Source organism: Nocardioides sp. GCM10030259 (assembly GCF_042666375.1).
Lineage (GTDB): Bacteria > Actinomycetota > Actinomycetes > Propionibacteriales > Nocardioidaceae > Nocardioides.
Window position 1 is genome coordinate 388,904 of sequence record NZ_JBHTDF010000005.1, and the last position, 14,467, is coordinate 403,370.

Consider the following 14,467-nt stretch of genomic DNA (forward strand, 5'->3'; position numbering starts at 1 on the left):
CCGAGGCATCCGCAGAATCCTCGACGCAGGGGGTGTTGCTAGTGCGACTTCCGCCGCGGGATGAGGTGCAGCACGCCCATGATGAGCGCGCCGACGAGGAGGCCGAACACCGCGGACAGCACGGTGTTCGTGAGCCAGCCGGCGATGCTGCCGAGCGTGCCGTGCAGCGCGTCGTGCACGGCGTGCTCGATGTCGTGGACCAGGGAGTACGGCGCGTGCCACCCGAGCTCGTCGAGCCCGGCCAGCTCGATGTGGCCGCCGACCCAGAGCATCGCGGCGACGCCGACGACCGAGATGAAGGAGAGCAGCTTCGGGGTGCCGACGAGCAGGCCCTGTCCGACCTTGCCCACGACGCCGCGCGAGCGCTGGGTCAGCGCGAGGCCGATGTCGTCGAGCTTGACGATGATCGCGACCACGCCGTACACCGCGATCGTGATGGCGATCGCCACGACGACCAGGATCGCGAGGCGAGTGAGGAACGGCTCCTCGGCGACCTCGTTGAGCGCGATCACCATGATCTCGGCGGAGAGGATCAGGTCCGTGCGGATCGCACCGGAGACCATCATCTTCTCGGCCTCGGCGCCCTCGGCGGTCACCGGGACCGCGTGGCCGCTGTGTCCGCGCAGGCTGCCCCAGACCCGCTCGGCGCCCTCGTAGCAGAGGTAGGCGCCACCCACCATGAGGATCGGCGTGAGGAGCCACGGCAGGAACTGGCTGAGCACCAGCGCGACCGGCAGGATGATGACCAGCTTGTTGCGCAGCGAGCCGATCGTGATCCGCTTGATCATCGGGAGCTCGCGGTCGGCGGTCACGCCGTGGACGTACTGCGGGGTCACGGCCGTGTCGTCGACGACGACACCCGCGGCCTTGGTCGTCGCGCGGCCGGCGGCGGCTCCGACGTCGTCGATCGACGCGGCGGCCAGCCGGGCGAGGGCGGCCACGTCGTCGAGCAGTGCGAAGAGCCCTCCAGCCATGGCGAAATGCTAGGGCATCCCCGAAGCCTGACGGCTGCTGCCCGCCCCGGCGGGATGCTCGAGGCCGGCGTCGACGCCCGCCTCGATCTCGGCCTGCACCTGGGGCTGCACCTGGTCCTTCGCCGCGGTAAGGGCGACGGCGTGCTTCATGTGGCGCTCCGCGTAGCCGAGCGGGTCGACGAGCTCGGTCAGCCGCGAGGAGACCGGGCGCCAGGCGAGCAGCAGCGCGAGCAGCACCGAGCCGACGGTCGTGACGCCGAACGCGATGGCGGCGCGTTCGTCCGCCCAGCCGCCGAAGCCGGCGAACTCGGCGCCCTTCACGACGAAGCCGTGGAAGAGGTAGACGACGAGGGTCGCGGCGCCCATCCGGGCGAACCAGCCGTTGACCCGCGGCACGAGCGCGAAGAACGCCCAGGCGCCGAGCGTGCCGATCGCGAGCACCAGGGCCCGCGTGCCCAGGGCCTGGAGGTCGTCGGCGTACCCCATCTCGTCGTACCGCGACCGGTAGTAGAGCCACTCCGTGCTCGCCCAGACGTCCGTCCACGTCGTCAGCACCCAGATGCCGACCAACACCGCGACCGCGGCCACCTGGGCCGGCCGCTGGCGGAGCCACTCGAGCCGCTCCGGCGTCGCCTTGAGGCCCATCACGAAGAACGGCAGCAGGCCGAGCACCCGCGCCAGGTCGAGCGTGTCACCGGCGTACAGGCCGGCGACCAGGCTGACGCCGACCGCAACGATGAGCCCACCCCACATCGGGCGGAAGATCGGCGTGAGCAGACGCCAGAAGAACAGGGCCGCGAGGTACCACATCGGCCAGTGCGGGTCCTGGAAGAGGCCGTCCAGGTCCTCGCCGCCCACGTAGATGCGGAACAGCGCCAGCGCGCACTCGAAGAGGAGGTACGGGACCACGACCGTCCGGAACAGCTGCCACATCCGCACCTTGCTGTACACGAAGCCGCGGGACAGGTAGCCGGTCACGAACACGAACGCCGGCACGTGCCAGGCGTAGAGGAAGTCGTAAAGGTGCTCGATGACGTCGGTGTCGGGCAGCATCACCCAGGAGTGGCCGACGACGACGAGCGTGACCAGCATCATCTTGGCGTTGTCGAACCAGGGGTCGCGGGCGGCAGGTGTCGCGGGAGAGCTCTGGACCGGCATGCCTTCCGGATACCCGGCGACGCCGTCGGTCAGTCCTCGACTAATCCGATTCTCAGGTACTCGGCGGTGTAGGTGCCGCTCAGCAGCAGCGAGGCGTAGCGGGCGACCTCGGTGGTGGCGTCGGTGGTGACCGTCTCGACCCGGACCCCGCGCTCGTCGGCGGCGGCCAGCAGCCGGCCGCGCTGCTCACGGACGACGGGGTCGTCGGCGCCGTCGTCGAGCACGACCAGCAGCGGTCGCCGGTCGCCCGAGCCCTCCGCGAAGGGGTCGTCGAAGACGTCGCGCTGCCTAGCTGCCTCGATCAGGGGCAGCAGGTGCTCGGCGTCGCCGGCGAGCGCCGACCGGCCGGTGGCGCGCCGGATCGACTCGGCGACGCGGCGGGCCGCCCGCGCGGCGAGCACCGAGCCACCCCACACGACCGGGTTGGTGTCGGCGAGCGCGATCGCCAGCATCTTCGCCGGGTTGACGGCGAGGTCGCGGTGCGGCGAGCAGGCGATCGCTACGGCGTCGAGTGCCTCCGCCACCTGCTCGGCGTCGGCGCGGGGGCCGAGCGACACGCGGTCGAGGTACTCCAGCACGACCACCGCGGTCGCGAGCGGGTCGCGGGTCGACGCCGGCAGGATCGCGCACCACCGACCGACGGCGTGGTCGGCGACCAGCGACTCCGGAGGGCAGGCGACGACGACCTGGCAGCCCCGGCGTACCGCCTCGGCGACCGCGGACGCGGCACCGGTGTCGGCGCCGTCGGGCGCGAGCACGACGACGAGGTCGAGGCTGCCGGCCCAGCCGGGCAGGCCGGCCGCGGGCCAGGCCACGAACGGGACCGGGCACCACGGCTCGAGCACCGCCCGCAGCAGCCGCGAGTCCGGGCCGGCGGCCAGCACGGCGCGGGGCCGGGCGAGGTCCTCGGCACGGGCCACGGCGTCGGCGGTGGCCTCGGCGGCCTCACCGGCGGTACGGCGTACCCGGGAGCCGGACTCGGCCAGCGTGCGCAGCACGAGGTCGCCGACCTCGAGCGCGGCAGCGTCGTCGAGCCGGGACTCGTCGAACCAGGTCGCCATCGGCCCCAACCCTTCCGCAGCAGCCCGTCAGGAGGGCTTGCGCGCCTCGTCGACGAGCAGCACCGGGATGCCGTCGCGGACGGGATAGGCCAGGCCGCAGCCCTGGCAGACCAGCTCCTCCCCCACGACGGACAGGTCGGCCCGGCAGGCCGGGCAGACGATGATCTCGAGCAGGGCCGGGTCGAGGTCGGCGCTCATCGGTCACTCCTGATCTGGGCGAGCACGGCGTCGCGCACGCGGGCCATGGTCTCCTCGTCGCGGCCCTCGGCGTTGAGGCGGAGCAGCGGCTCGGTGTTGGACGGGCGGACGTTGAAGCTCCAGTCGGCGTGGCTGACGGTGAGGCCGTCGAGCCGGTCGGTCGTGACGCCGTCGCGCGCGGCGTACGCCGCCTCGATCTCGGCCGTCACCGCCGCCTGGTCTGCGACCTCGGAGTTGATCTCGCCGCTCAGCACGTAGCGGTCGAACCGCGCGAGCAGCCCCGACAGCGGCTGCTCGGTCTCCGCGAGGGCGGCGAGCGTGTGCAGGGCGGCGAGCATGCCTGAGTCGGCCCGCCAGAAGTCCCTGAAGTAGAAGTGGCCGCTGTGCTCGCCGCCGAAGATCGCACCGGTCTCGGCCATCGTCGCCTTGATGAACGAGTGGCCGACGCGCGTGCGCACCGGCGTGCCGCCCAGCTCGGTGACGATCTCGGGGACGGATCGGCTCGTGATCAGGTTGTGGATCACGGTGGCGCCGGGCTCCTTGGCGAGCTCGCGCGACGCGATCAGCGCGGTCAGCGTCGACGGCGAGACCGCCTCACCGCGCTCGTCCACGATGAAGCACCGGTCGGCGTCGCCGTCGAAGGCGAGTCCGATGTCGGCGCCCTCGGCGAGCACGCGCTTCTGCAGGTCGACGAGGTTGGCGGGCTCGATCGGGTTCGCCTCGTGGTTGGGGAACGTGCCGTCGAGGTCGAAGTACATCGGCACCAGGTCCACCTGGTCGCCGAGCCGTCCGACGACCGCCGGCGCGGTGTGCCCGGCCATGCCGTTGCCGGCGTCGACGACGACCTTGAGGCGACGGCCGACGACCGGAGCGAGGGTGATCAGGTGCGCGGCGTACGCCTCCAGCACGTCGTGCTCGCTGATCCCGCCCGCGGGGCCGACGACCGGGCGCGGGTCGACCACGAGGTCGCGGATCTCGGCGAGGCCCGTGTCCAGCCCGACCGGTACGGCGTGGGCGCGGCACATCTTGATGCCGTTGTACTGCGCCGGGTTGTGGCTGGCGGTGAACATCGCACCGGGGTGCCCGAGGTGGCCGGAGGCGAAGTACAGCTGGTCGGTCGACGCCAGCCCGATCATCACCACGTCGGCGCCGGCCTCGGTGGCGCCCTCGGCGAACGCACCGGCCATTCCGGGCGAGCTCGGCCGCATGTCGTGGCCGACGACGACGGTCGCCGCCCCGACGACCTGCGCGAACGCTCGGCCGGCGGCGCGCGCCAGCGGCTCGTCGATCTGGTCGGGGACGGTGCCGCGGACGTCGTACGCCTTGAAGATGGCGTTGACGTTCGCCGGGTCGAGGGTGTCGGCCATGCCCCGGAGCCTAGTGGGCGCGGACCCTCATTCGGTCGTCAGGACGCGCAGGTGTCCGCGGCGGCCGGTCTCGCGACCGGTCTCCTGGGTGGGGGCGACGCGCAGCGGGGCCGCCGGGCGGGCCGCCTCGCGCACGGCGTCGGCCAGGGCGAGCAGGTCGTCGCTCGACGGGCCGGGCGCCGTGAGGTCGCCGGCCAGCCGCAGCACCTCCCAGCCGCGGGGGGCCGAGAGGCGCTCGCTGTGCGCCTCGCAGAGGTCGTAGGCGTGCGGCTCGGCGTACGTGGCGAGCGGGCCCAGGACGGCAGTCGAGTCGGCGTAGACGTAGGTCAGCGTGGCCACCGCGGGACGGCCGCAGGCCGTGCGGGAACAGCGGCGGGCAGGACTCACGTCGCAGACGGTACCTCCCGCAACCGGTGGTGCCGATTAGGCTCGCGGCGTGGAGGACACGCGCGGTTCGGAGGGGTCGGCGAGGCGGCGTACGCGCGACCGCCGGGGGCGCGGGATGCGCGGCCCCGCGGTGCTCCCCCGGGTCCCCGGGCGCCCGGAGCTGCGCACGGCCCGCGAGCGCTTCGACGACCTCGCGCTCGACATCGTCACCGAGATCGACCGGCGCTGGCAGGACCGGCTGGGTCTGGTGGAGTACGCCGTGGAGGACACGCCGGACGTCCCGGACGACTGGTCCTCCGGCACGGTGCCGCTCTCGTCGCTCGTGCGCGGCAGCGGTGCCGACCCGACCCGGCTCGTGCTCTTCCGGCGCCCCATCGAGCACCGCTGCGACAACCGCGCCGAGCTCGAGGCGATGGTCCTCACCGTCGTCGTCGAGCAGGTCGCCGAGCTCCTCGGCATCGACGCCGAGGACGTCGACCCGCGGTACGAGGGCGGGCTGTAGGGCCGCTGCCCCGGCGGGCGACTTACGGCAGCCCGGGGCGGACGGCGGGGACGAGGCCGTTGCGGATCGGGACCGTGAGCGGCAGCACCGACGCGCCGGCCGAGGAGCTGGTGAGCACCGCTCCGGTCACCGACGTGCGCTCCGGGAGCACGGCGATGAGCCGCGCCCGGGCGGGCACCTTCACGACGGTGCCGCGGTCGGGCACCACCTCGGTCTTGACGTTCCTGATCCGATCGCCGTCGGCCGTTCGGGCGACGACGGTGACGGTGCCGGCGGAGGTGGCACCGGCGAGCACGATCCGCCGCTGGGCGGCGCGGTTGCCCTCCTCGGGCTGCTCGGGGACGACCACCATCGCCTCGTCGTCGAACGCGGTGCCGGCCGTGGCCAGCGAGAGGTCGTTGCCGACGATCGAGCGCAGGGTCGCGGTCACCGGCCCCGACGAGCTGATCTGGAGGCCGACGGCGTCCTGCTCGACGGCGTCGTTCACGATCGAGGAGATCGTGACGCGCTTGACGCTCTGCGGCGGCACCCGGATGTCGTCGGCGCCGTCGGGGGTGAAGACGGACTCGGAGTCGACCACGCGGATCTCCGCACGGACCTCGTCGGTGCCGGGGTTGGCGATCGCGAGCGTGCGCTTGCCGCGGCCGGGCGCGAGCCCGGGCAGCAGGTTGGTGGTCGCCGGGGTGAGCTCGGCCTGCATCCAGTCCTCGGTGGCGGCGGTGCGGCCGGGGCGGTCGAAGCGGTCCAGCAGGGTGGCACCGATGCGACCGCGGGCCGCGAGGACCTCGAGCGCGAGCTCGTCGGTCCGCGGGATCAGCTCGGCCAGGTCGAGCCGGACGGTCGTGCCGCCGGGCACGGACACGCCCCGCAGGCGGGGTGCGTCCACGACGCCGTTGCGGCCGAGCACCGTGACGTCGGCGACGGCCGTGCCCGCGTCGGGGTTGGTGAGCTCGAGCACCGACCGGTGGCTGGCACCGGCGCCGACGCCGGTGAACCACTGGCTCGCGGCGGGCGGCAGGCAGCTGACCGCCGCCTGCTCGTCACCACCGCCCCGCCCGGCCACCAGGCCGGGGGCGGCGTCGTCCTCGCCGGTCACGGCCGCGGCGTCCGGCCGGTCGACCGAGGTGACCCGGTCGGAGGTCAGGTCGGCGTCCTCGGTGTCGTCGCCGAGGCCCACCTGCACCGAGCCGTCGACCTCGTCGGCCGCGGTCGTGAGCGACACGGCGGGCGCCCCGGGCATGGCTTCGGGGCACACCAGCGTGGCGGCCGTCAGCGTGGTCCGCGTGGGCGGATGGGTCGCGGTTGTCGGCTCCTCGGTCCGCACCAGCAGCAGCACCGCGACGCTGAGCAGCGGAAGCACCACCGCGAGCACGGTGGTCACGTTGAGGCGGCTGCCGCGGCCGGCGGTACGACGTCCGGCGCGGGTCGGCTGTGTGTGGCTCATGCTGCCCGCCTCGGGTTCGTGGTCGGCAGGCAGAGCACGACGACCACCACCACGGCAGCCGCCTGCACCACCAGGAGCAGGATCCGCAGCCAGGACACCGGGCCCTCGAGCAGGTCACCGTCTAGGGGCCGGTCGACCTGCCAGGCCCGGGTCGTCCGCTCCTCGGCGCTCGCCTGCACCAGGCCGGTCGCCGCATCGAGCACGGCGGCGACGTCGCCGTCCGCGGGCGTGGGCAGCACGACGTACTCGATGCCACTGCCGCCGAGCGCGTCGACCACCTCGGGGGTGGGCCGCGAGACGAGGGCCTGGACCACGGCGGAGAAGTCGGGGTCCTCGGCGGTGAGGTTGATGATCTCGTCCTCGCCGAGCGTGATCCCGTCGCCGCGGCGGACCGTGTAGGTGAGCCCGTCGTCGACGCTTCCGCGGATCACGAGGATGCCGCGCTCGGGGCCCTCCTCCGCGCTCTGCACCATGTAGACGGGGATGTCGGTGTCGATGCCGTCGTCGATGGCCGGGTCGGAGCCCACCCACCAGGCGAGGCCGCCGACCGGCACGGCGGCCGCCACGACGACCAGGACCGCGGAGACCGCGCGCCGCCACGAGACGGTCTCCACGCCGAGCCCGACGGCCCCGATCGACGCCGCTACGACGAAGGTGCCCTGGAGCACCAGCAGCAGCGCGCCGAGGCCGGCGTCGACCGAGGTGGCCGCGAGGTCGACGGTGAACACGCCGAGGACCGCGGCGAGGACGGCCGTCACCAGGGCGACGACCCAGCACACGAGCACGGGGATCCGGGTCGCCCGGGGCAGCAGCGCGAGCAGCGCGAGGGCGGCGAGGACGACGCCCAGCCACCACGGCGCGCCGAGGCCCTCGAACCGGCCGCTGAGCAGGTCGAGGGTGTCGACGGTCGGGGTCGGCAGCCGTCCGGTGTCGAGCAGGAGCGCCTCGCCGGCCGAGCGCTGGACCGCCGGGATCCACCACGGCGCGAGCAGCACCGGCACCACGCCGAGGGCCGCGGCGGGCGGTCCCCACACCGAGCGGTCGCGAACGGCGCCGCGCACCACGAGCGCGGCCGCGGCGGTGACGACCAGGCCGAGCACGACCGCGAGCAGCCACAGCACCGGTGCGAAGGCGCTCGCCAGGGCGAGCAGCAGGCCGACCCGCCACGCGGCGCGCCACCGGCGCTCGGGCGCGGGCTCGGCGAAGCCGAGCGCGGCGTGCGCCAGCCAGGGCAGCAGCGCCGCGACCACGACCAGCCCGAGCCGGCCGTCGCCCCAGGCGCCGCTCGCGACGGCCACCAGGCTCCACGTCGTCGCACCCCACAGCAGCACCCAGCGCGACGCGCCGGTGAAGACCACGAGGCGGCCGACCACCCGGAGGAAGCGCCACGCGCCCCACAGGCCGAGCGGCACAGCTCCGGCGAAGACGACGGTGACGGCCGCCGACGCGCTGCCACCCAGCAGCGTCGCGAGCAGGGCCATGGGGAGCACGTACGCCGGCGCGGGCACCGCAGTCCCGGTCCCGAGCGGGTGCCACGTCTCCACGTGGAGGCGCCACCAGTCGCCCGCGTCGTGCGGGACCGGCGACAGGCCGCCGCCGGCGATCGAGCCGTACGCCGCACGCGCGCCCACCAGGGCGACGACCACGACCAGCGCCGTCAGCAGCGCCACGGGGTTGGTGAGGAACCGGGCCAGCAGGCCGGTGTCCTCGGCGATCATGTCCTCGTCCTCGGGGCGGGGCCGGGGCGCATAGCTCGCCGGAGCCCGCTCGGACTTCGCGGCCCGACGACGCTCCGCGACGTCCTGCGCCTGGTTGGTCGCGGCGGCCGCCAGGTCGCCGACGAAGTCGAGGCCGTGCCGGTAGGGCACCCACCACGGCGAGAGAAGCGGAGCCGCCCGTTGCGGGTCGGCGCCGGGCTGCTGGCGGCGGGCCTTGCGCGCCTTCCGCACCTGGCCGGGGTGGGAGTAGAGGGAGAGCAGCGCGGCGAGGTCGTCGAGCGCCTCGCCCACCGCTCGCACCACCAGGAAGCCGATCATCCGCAGCACGGTGCCGAAGGCAAGCCGGACCACCAGCCACGGCAGCTTGCGACCGGGGGCGTTCGCCAGCAGCGTGAAGAGCGCGGCCCGGCGCTCCTGGTAGTGGGTGTGGCGCCCGGTGAGCGGCGTACGCCGTACGCCCCGGTGGGCGGCCTCGGCGTGGAAGACGACGGCGTCCGGGACGATCAGCGTCTTGTGGCCCGCGGCGGCGGCCCGCCAGCCGAAGTCGATGTCGTTGCCGAAGATCGGCAGCTGCTCGTCGAAGCCGCCCAGCGACTCGAGCACGCCGCGGCGGACCAGCATGCCGGCGGTGTTGACCGCGAGCACCTGGCGCACATGGTCGTGCTGGCCCTGGTCGTACTCGCCGCGCTCGAGCCCGGTCTCGCGCCGGCCGGTGCTGCTGAGGGTCACGCCGAGCTCGAGGAGCCGCTTGAGCGACGGCCACTCACGCAGCTTGGGTCCGAGCACGTCGGCGTCCGGGTCGGCGTCCGCAACCGCCAGGAGGGCGGCCAGGGCACCGGGCTCGGGGTTCGCGTCGTCGTGCAGGATCCAGACCCACTCCGGCTCCTCGCTGCGCTCGCGCAGGCGGTCGAGGCCGAGCCCGACGGCGGCCGGGAAGGAGGTGGCCCCGCTCACCCGGAGCACGTCTCCGAAGGCGCTCTCGAGCAGGTCGGCGCTGTCGTCCTTGCTGCCGGTGTCGACCGCGACGACAGCCGAGATCGGCGTCCGCTGCGCCCGGATCCCGTCGATCACGGCGGGTAGCCAGCGCCCCCCGTCATGACTGACGACCAGGACCGCGACGGAGGGAACCACGATCGAGAACCCTAACGGCCGGGTGGTGGGACCCCTCCGTCGCGTGCGGCCACGCCGGTCCGCCGGTGGTCGGAACCCCCGCGGACCTGCGGGAGGACGGTCAGACGGCGCGCTTCTTGAGCTTGCGACGCTCCCGTTCCGAGAGTCCGCCCCAGATGCCGAAGCGCTCGTCGTTCATCAGCGCGTACTCGAGGCAGTCGTCGCGGACCTCGCAGGTGAGGCAGACCTTCTTGGCCTCCCGCGTCGATCCACCCTTCTCAGGGAAGAACGCCTCGGGATCGGTCTGCGCGCAGAGCGCTCGCTCCTGCCATCCAGCTTCCTCGGCGTCCCCGTCGAGGAGAAATAGTTCTCTCACGGCTTTCGCCCTTTCGACCCGGTCTTGCTCCCACATCCCCGACCCCCGTGCGGCTCCCGGTGGATCACCGGGCCCGGATCACCGCTCCGAGACTCAAGAACGACATTGTGGGAATTACATGCCTGTCGTACCCCGAAAGTCAACCCCGCATCTGCTATGGCCCCAAGGGGTACAGACACCTGCCACCTGTCCACATCGACCATCGGCGGGCCGGCCCTGAACCTGAGGGGGCGGACGGACGAAATGCCCGGTGCGGCAAGGTATCCGCATGCAGAACATCACGGTCCTCTCGGGTGGCATGGGCGGGGCCCGCTTCCTCCAGGGCCTGCTCCACGGCATCGCCGGCGGACGGCTGCCGGGCGTCGCGCCCGACGCGACCGTCACGGTCGTCGCGAACACCGCCGACGACCTGTGGATCCACGGCCTGAAGGTCTGCCCCGACCTCGACACCGTCATGTACACCCTCGGCGACGGCATCGACCCCGAGCGCGGCTGGGGCCGCCGCGACGAGACGTGGAGCGTGAAGGACGAGCTGGCGGCGTACGGCGTGGAGCCGACCTGGTTCGGCCTCGGCGACCGCGACATCGCCACGCACCTGGTGCGCACGCAGATGCTCGAGGCGGGCTACCCGCTCTCGGAGGTGACGTCCGCGCTGTGCCAGCGCTGGCTCGCCCCGGCGTACGCCGGCCGGGTGCGGCTGCTCCCGATGACCGACGACCGGGTCGAGACCCACGTCGCGATCGCCGACCCCGAGTCCGCCAGCGGCCGGCGCGTGGTGCACTTCCAGGAGTACTGGGTGCGCCTGCGGGCATCGGTGCCGGCCGAGCTGCTGGTCTTCGTCGGCCTCGACGAGTCCACCCCCGGACCCGGCGTCATCGACGCCATCACCGACGCGGACCTCGTCGTGCTGCCGCCCTCAAACCCGGTCGTGTCGGTGGGCACGATCCTCGGCGTGCCGCGGGTGCGCGAGGCGATCGTCGCCACCCGGGCGCCGGTGGTCGGCCTCTCCCCCATCGTCGGCGGCACGCACGTGCGCGGCATGGCCGAGCAGATGCTGAGCTCGATCGGGGTCGAGGTGAGCGCCGCCGGGGTGGGCCTCCACTACGGCGCGCGCGCCGAGGGCGGCGTCCTCGACGGCTGGCTGGTCGACTCGGTCGACGCCGACCAGGTCGGGCGGGTCGAGGCCGCGGGGCTCGCCTGCCGCGCCGTACCGCTCATGATGACCGACCCCGACGCGACGGCGGCGATGGCCGCCGCGGCGATCGAGCTGGTGGCGGGATGAGCCGGCTCGAGATCACGGCGCCGGACGGCGTCCCGGAGGTGATGCCGGGCGACGACCTCGTGGCGTTCGTGCTCGCCTTCATCGACCTCGCCGACGGCGACGTGCTGGTCGTGACCAGCAAGGTGGTCAGCAAGGCGGAGGGGCGGATCCGCCCGGGCACCCGCGAGGACGCCCTGGACGGCGAGACGGAGCGGGTCGTCGCCCGCCGCGGCGAGACCGCGATCGTGCGCAACCGCCTCGGCCTGACGATGGCCGCCGCCGGCATCGACAACTCCAACGTGCCGCGGGGCCAGGTGGCGCTGCTGCCCGAGGACCCCGACCGCTCGGCGCGCCGGATCCGCGAGGGCATCCGCGCGCAGCACGAGGTCAACGTCGCGGTCGTCGTCAGCGACACCGCGGGCCGCGCGTGGCGCGAGGGCCAGACCGACATCGCCATCGGGGCCGCGGGACTCGTCGTCGCCGAGGACCACGCGGGGCGCACCGACACCCACGGCAACGCGCTCGCCGTCACGCTGCCGGCGGTGGCCGACGAGATCGCCGGCGCCGCCGAGCTCGCGACCGGCAAGCTGGGCGGCCGCCCGTTCTCCGTGGTCCGCGGGCGCGCCGACCTGGTGCTGCCGCCCGACGACCACGGACCCGGTGCCGTCGCGCTGGTGCGCCCCGACGGCGCGGACCTCTTCGGGTACGGCGCGCGCGAGGCGGTCATCCGCGCCCTCCTGGGGCAGCCGGCGGACCGCCGCCCGTTCGGCGCGCCCGCCACGCCGACCGAGCTCGCGAGCGCGATCCGTGAGGTCGTCGGGCTGGTGGCGTCGCACACCGGTGCGGCCGACGGCGCCCTCGTCGTGACCTACCCCCGGGGCCTGACCAGGGCCCTCGGGGCACTCGTCTTCGCGCACGGATGGACCATGAACGCGACCGACAACCCGCACGAGGCGCGGTTGCGGCCTGCGCCCGTGTGACTCCCCCGTAGACTCTGCCGTCGACCCCGCCCGAACAGCTCAGCGACAGCTCCACACGACCGAGGAACACGACGTGGCCAAGCCCGCCAAGACCGACCGCAAGGCGGTCATCGACCAGATGCGCAAGCAGCAGAAGGGCGCCGAGCGCCGCCGCGGTGCGGTGATCGTCACCGTCTGCGTCCTCGTCGCGCTCGGCATCATCGGGGCAGCCGCCGTACCGATCCTCATCGACAAGTGGGACGAGCGGGAGCTCGACAGCACCGCGCTGGCCGACATCGGCGAGCCGGCCTCGGCCTGCCAGAAGATCGAGACCAAGAAGGCCGACGGCAACCAGGACCACGTCCCGGTCGACACCCCGGTGGAGTACTCCACCGCGCCGCCGGCGTTCGGCTCGCACTGGAACGAGGCCGGCGTCGCGCCCGCGCCGTTCGGCCGCAAGTACTACACCGCCGAGGACCGCCCCGCCCTCGAGTCGCTGGTGCACAACCTCGAGCACGGCTACGCGATCCTCTGGTACGACGAGACCATCGCCGACGACGAGGCCGCCATGGAGGACATCGAGGCGATCTCGCGGAAGTTCGGCGAGGACAACTTCCGCGACAAGTTCATCGCCGCGCCGTGGCTCTCGTCCGACGAGAACGGCAAGAAGTTCCCCGACGGCCAGCACGTCGCCATCACGCACTGGTCGGCCGGCGGCAACGGCGTCACCGACACGACCAAGCAGGTCGGTGTCTTCCAGTACTGCTCCGGCCCGAGCGGCGAGGCCGTCGAGGCGTTCATGAAGGAGTACCCCTACACGGACTCGCCCGAGCCCGACGCGAGCTGACCGGCTGCGCGGTCAGGTCAGGCCGCCGCGGCCCGACTCCTTGAGCGCCGCGACGACCTGCTTGACCTCCTGCGCGCGTGCGCGCGTGGTGACCAGCAGGGCGTCCGGGGTGTCGACGACCACCACGTCGTCGAGCCCGACGACCGCGACCACCCGCTTGCCGGCGGGCACCACGAGGCCGGTGCTGTCCACGGAGAGCACCTGGTCGGTCCCACCGAGCACCGACAGGTCGGCACCGGCCCGCTCCAGCAGCGTGGCGAGCGCGTCGAAGTCGCCGATGTCCTCCCAGGCGAAGGACGACGGCACCACGGCGACGCGGCCCGCGTCGGCAGCGGGCTCGGCGACGGCGTGGTCGAGGGCGATCTTCGGCAGCCCCGGCCACAGCTCGGGCAGCCGGGCGCGGTCGGCAGCGATCGCCCGCAGGTCGGCCGCGAAGCCGGGGTGCCACTCGGCCAGCAGGTCCAGCAGCACCCGCGGGCGTACGACGAACATGCCCGCATTCCACCGGTAGCGGCCGGTCGCGAGGTAGGTCTCCGCGGTCTCCGCCGAGGGCTTCTCGACGAACTCCTGCACCGCGGCGGCACCGTCGTGGCCGGCCAGCGGGTCACCGACGTGGATGTAGCCGAACGCCGAGGACGGGAAGGTCGGCTCGATGCCGAGCGTGACCAGCCAGTCGTCGCGGGCGACCTCGACCGCGCGACGTACCGCCGCGCCGAAGACCTCGGGGTCCGCGATCACGTGGTCGGCGGCGAACGAGCCCATGACGGCGTCGGGGTCGGAGCGCTCGAGCAGGGCGGCCGCGAGCCCGATGGCGGCCATCGAGTCGCGCGGCGAGGGCTCGGCGACCACGGACTCGGCGCCCACCTCCGGGAGCTGGGCGAGCACGGCGTCGCGGTGCGCCTCGCCGGTGACGACCAGGATCCGGTCGTCGGCGAGCGGCGCGAGCCGGTCGCGCGTCTCCTGCAGCAGCGTCCGGCCGTCCCCCCGCAGGTCGTGGAGGAACTTGGGGGCGGACGAGCGCGACAGCGGCCAGAGCCGGGTGCCTGCTCCCCCGGCCGGGATGACGGCCCAGAAGTGGTCGATCGAGGTCACGATGAAACCCTAG

Annotated in this window: 14 protein-coding genes; 4 read left to right on the forward strand and 10 right to left on the reverse strand. The window is 73.7% G+C overall.

Translation table 11 applies throughout. The annotated features are described in order from the left end of the window. Positions 1-38: 38 nt before the first annotated feature. The 6 genes from ACFQQI_RS06385 to ACFQQI_RS06410 are packed head-to-tail and all read right to left on the reverse strand — an operon-like array spanning position 39 to position 5,145. Positions 39-974 carry a DUF808 domain-containing protein gene (locus ACFQQI_RS06385; protein WP_378559592.1) on the reverse strand — a complete coding sequence of 312 codons (936 nt, stop codon included), beginning with the start codon at positions 972-974 and terminating at the stop codon, positions 39-41. Positions 975-983: 9 nt separating this feature from the next. After that, positions 984-2,132 carry an acyltransferase family protein gene (locus ACFQQI_RS06390; RefSeq protein ID WP_378559595.1) on the reverse strand — a complete coding sequence of 383 codons (1,149 nt, stop codon included), beginning with the start codon at positions 2,130-2,132 and terminating at the stop codon, positions 984-986. Between the two features lie 29 nt (positions 2,133-2,161). Further along, the gene (locus ACFQQI_RS06395) at positions 2,162-3,193 is read right to left on the reverse strand and encodes an SIS domain-containing protein (protein WP_378559598.1); all 1,032 of its coding nucleotides are present in this window, start codon (positions 3,191-3,193) and stop codon (positions 2,162-2,164) included. 27 nt (positions 3,194-3,220) lie between these two features. Then, on the reverse strand, positions 3,221-3,391 hold the full coding sequence (locus ACFQQI_RS06400) for a Trm112 family protein (RefSeq protein ID WP_378559601.1): 171 nt from the start codon (positions 3,389-3,391) through the stop codon (positions 3,221-3,223). Beyond that, positions 3,388-4,758 (reverse strand): phosphomannomutase/phosphoglucomutase, encoded by a 1,371-nt coding sequence (locus tag ACFQQI_RS06405; RefSeq protein WP_378559604.1) that lies wholly within the window; start codon positions 4,756-4,758, stop codon positions 3,388-3,390. The genes ACFQQI_RS06400 and ACFQQI_RS06405 overlap by 4 nt, the downstream gene beginning before the upstream one ends. 27 nt (positions 4,759-4,785) lie before the next feature. Next, positions 4,786-5,145: a DUF3499 domain-containing protein gene (locus ACFQQI_RS06410; RefSeq protein WP_378559607.1), complete on the reverse strand. Its 360-nt coding sequence runs from the start codon at positions 5,143-5,145 to the stop codon at positions 4,786-4,788. Positions 5,146-5,194: 49 nt separating this feature from the next. Between ACFQQI_RS06410 and ACFQQI_RS06415 the strand changes: the two genes are divergently transcribed. Continuing rightward, on the forward strand, positions 5,195-5,647 hold the full coding sequence (locus tag ACFQQI_RS06415; protein WP_378559610.1) for a metallopeptidase family protein: 453 nt from the start codon (positions 5,195-5,197) through the stop codon (positions 5,645-5,647). Between the two features lie 22 nt (positions 5,648-5,669). Here the strand turns inward: ACFQQI_RS06415 and ACFQQI_RS06420 are convergent, their stop codons facing one another. The 3 genes from ACFQQI_RS06420 to ACFQQI_RS06430 form a co-directional block, all read right to left on the reverse strand. Beyond that, entirely contained in the window at positions 5,670-7,091 is a 1,422-nt protein-coding gene (locus ACFQQI_RS06420) for a DUF5719 family protein (protein WP_378559613.1), read from the reverse strand. After that, positions 7,088-9,940, reverse strand: coding sequence for a glycosyltransferase (locus tag ACFQQI_RS06425; RefSeq protein WP_378559616.1), 2,853 nt, complete (start codon positions 9,938-9,940; stop codon positions 7,088-7,090). Before ACFQQI_RS06425 ends, ACFQQI_RS06420 begins: the two co-directional genes overlap by 4 nt. A gap of 100 nt (positions 9,941-10,040) precedes the next feature. Further along, complete coding sequence (locus tag ACFQQI_RS06430) at positions 10,041-10,295, reverse strand: WhiB family transcriptional regulator (RefSeq protein WP_011754873.1); 255 nt, start codon at positions 10,293-10,295, stop codon at positions 10,041-10,043. 268 nt (positions 10,296-10,563) lie between these two features. Between ACFQQI_RS06430 and cofD the strand changes: the two genes are divergently transcribed. The 3 genes from cofD (at position 10,564) to ACFQQI_RS06445 (ending at position 13,362) form a co-directional block, all read left to right on the forward strand. Beyond that, complete coding sequence (gene cofD, locus ACFQQI_RS06435; RefSeq protein WP_378559620.1) at positions 10,564-11,577, forward strand: 2-phospho-L-lactate transferase; 1,014 nt, start codon at positions 10,564-10,566, stop codon at positions 11,575-11,577. After that, positions 11,574-12,536, forward strand: coding sequence for a coenzyme F420-0:L-glutamate ligase (gene cofE, locus ACFQQI_RS06440; RefSeq protein WP_378559623.1), 963 nt, complete (start codon positions 11,574-11,576; stop codon positions 12,534-12,536). The genes cofD and cofE overlap by 4 nt, the downstream gene beginning before the upstream one ends. A gap of 73 nt (positions 12,537-12,609) precedes the next feature. Further along, complete coding sequence (locus tag ACFQQI_RS06445; protein WP_378559626.1) at positions 12,610-13,362, forward strand: DUF3105 domain-containing protein; 753 nt, start codon at positions 12,610-12,612, stop codon at positions 13,360-13,362. Between the two features lie 12 nt (positions 13,363-13,374). On the opposite strand, the gene ACFQQI_RS06450 is transcribed toward ACFQQI_RS06445, so the two are convergent. Further along, complete coding sequence (locus ACFQQI_RS06450) at positions 13,375-14,454, reverse strand: mannose-1-phosphate guanylyltransferase (RefSeq protein WP_378559629.1); 1,080 nt, start codon at positions 14,452-14,454, stop codon at positions 13,375-13,377. Between the last annotated feature and the right edge of the window lie 13 nt (positions 14,455-14,467).

What these genes read in the sequence shown, in the direction of transcription:
- ACFQQI_RS06405 (WP_378559604.1), bottom strand. Translation starts at nt 4,758, where the DNA reads ATGGCCGACACCCTCGACCCGGCGAACGTCAACGCCATCTTCAAGGCG.
- ACFQQI_RS06390 (WP_378559595.1), bottom strand. Translation starts at nt 2,132, where the DNA reads ATGCCGGTCCAGAGCTCTCCCGCGACACCTGCCGCCCGCGACCCCTGG.
- ACFQQI_RS06400 (WP_378559601.1), bottom strand. Translation starts at nt 3,391, where the DNA reads ATGAGCGCCGACCTCGACCCGGCCCTGCTCGAGATCATCGTCTGCCCG.
- cofE (WP_378559623.1), top strand. Translation starts at nt 11,574, where the DNA reads ATGAGCCGGCTCGAGATCACGGCGCCGGACGGCGTCCCGGAGGTGATG.
- ACFQQI_RS06385 (WP_378559592.1), bottom strand. Translation starts at nt 974, where the DNA reads ATGGCTGGAGGGCTCTTCGCACTGCTCGACGACGTGGCCGCCCTCGCC.
- cofD (WP_378559620.1), top strand. Translation starts at nt 10,564, where the DNA reads ATGCAGAACATCACGGTCCTCTCGGGTGGCATGGGCGGGGCCCGCTTC.
- ACFQQI_RS06420 (WP_378559613.1), bottom strand. Translation starts at nt 7,091, where the DNA reads ATGAGCCACACACAGCCGACCCGCGCCGGACGTCGTACCGCCGGCCGC.
- ACFQQI_RS06395 (WP_378559598.1), bottom strand. Translation starts at nt 3,193, where the DNA reads ATGGCGACCTGGTTCGACGAGTCCCGGCTCGACGACGCTGCCGCGCTC.